Origin of the sequence: Roseiarcus fermentans, from assembly GCF_003315135.1 — a bacterium.
GTDB lineage: Bacteria > Pseudomonadota > Alphaproteobacteria > Rhizobiales > Beijerinckiaceae > Roseiarcus > Roseiarcus fermentans.
In genome coordinates this window covers 1-1,544 of sequence record NZ_QNRK01000085.1, presented here as the reverse complement: position 1 = coordinate 1,544, position 1,544 = coordinate 1, and the positions used below count along the sequence as shown (strand labels likewise).

Here is a 1,544-nt window from a genome sequence, read left to right as displayed (position 1 = left end):
GACGAAGACTGTATGTCCTTGCGGAGGCGGGGCGGCCCGTCCTCGATGCGCCTTGCGAGGGTTGCTCGGATAGGCCGGGTAGAGCCTCACGCGAGGAGGACGAGCCGTGACGGACTATAGCGGAGTTTTCGTCGGCATGGATGTGTCCAAGTCGAGCATTGCGGTGGCGCTGGCGGAGGGCGGAGGCGCGGAGGAGGCGCGGTTTCTCGGCGAGATCGAGGCGAACGAGGTTTCGGTGACGAAGCTGGTTCGGCGCTTGACGGCCATGCATGGCAAGCTGACGTTCTGTTACGAGGCGGGACCGACCGGCTACGGTCTTTACCGGCTGATCGGCGAGCTCGGGCATGAGTGCCGGGTGGTGGCGCCCTCCCTCATCCCTCGCAGGCCGGGCGATCGGGTCAAGACAAACCGGCGCGACGCCCTGAATCTGGCGCGCCTTTTGCGCGCCGGCGAACTGACCGCCGTCTGGGCGCCGGATGAACGGCACGAGGCGATGCGCGACCTGGTGCGGGCGCGCTCGGCGGCCGCTTTCGACCTCCGGGTCAAGCGTCAGCAGACGGGCGCCTTCCTGTTGCGGCTGGGGCGGGTCTATCCCGGCAAGAAGACGTGGGGCGGGGCGCATCGGAAGTGGCTGGCGGGCCAGGCTTTCGCCCATCTCGAGCAGCGCGTCGCCTTCGAGGAGTTCGTCGCCGCGATGGACGAGACGAAAGCGCGTGTCGCCCGGCTGGAGAAGGCGATCGAGGAGGCCGTTCCCGACTGGTCGTTGGCGCCGATGGTCACGGCGCTGATGGCGATGCGCGGGATCGATCTCGTCGCGGCGACCACGATCCTGGCGGAAGTCGGCGACCTCGGGCGCTTCCGGACCCCACGCGAACTGATGGCCTGGCTGGGGCTCGTGCCCTCCGAAGCCTCGACCGGCGACAGAATCCGCCGCTTCGGCATCACCAAGGCCGGCAACGGCCGGGCGCGGAAGGCCCTGATCGAGAGCGCGTGGTGCTACCGCTTTCCGGCGCGGATCGGCTCGGCCAAGCTCGCGCGGGTCGAGGCGGCCGCGCCGGCCGCGCGGCGGATCGCCTGGAAGGCCCAGACCCGGCTCACCGCGCGCTATCGCGCGCTCATCCGCAAAGGCAAACTGAAGACCGTCGCGGTGACCGCGGTCGCACGCGAACTGGCCGGCTTCATATGGGCGATCCATCGCGCGCTCGAAACCGAGCAGGCCGCCGCATGAAGCCGCTCGCTCGCTACAGCGCAATTTGGGAGCGCGCTTCGCGAGCGGCTTCATGCGCCCCACGGCGTCGCGCCCGCCGCGCCGTCGTGCTGACTGACCGGCGCCAACCAAGGAGCGACACGACCCGGACATGAGACAAATATTGCGCAGCGGCGGGGGTGAAGCCCCGGCAGGGGAACTCCCGAGGATTGCAAGTGGCCGATCGACGCATCGACGCCCGAACGAAGACGCGGAGCAGCCCCGGACGCAACTCGGACATGCGGAACAAACCCGCGTATTAGAGTTTGATCACCGACGTCCAACAGGCTTCGCCCCC

The 1,544-nt window shown here is 68.8% G+C and carries 1 protein-coding gene; it reads left to right on the top strand.

Features of this window, described 5'->3' with window-relative positions; all coding sequences use genetic code 11:
• The first annotated feature begins 106 nt into the window (after nt 1-106).
• Entirely contained in the window at nt 107-1,228 is a 1,122-nt protein-coding gene (locus DFR50_RS31100; RefSeq protein WP_170153464.1) for an IS110 family RNA-guided transposase, read from the top strand.
• Nucleotides 1,229-1,544 lie beyond the last annotated feature (316 nt).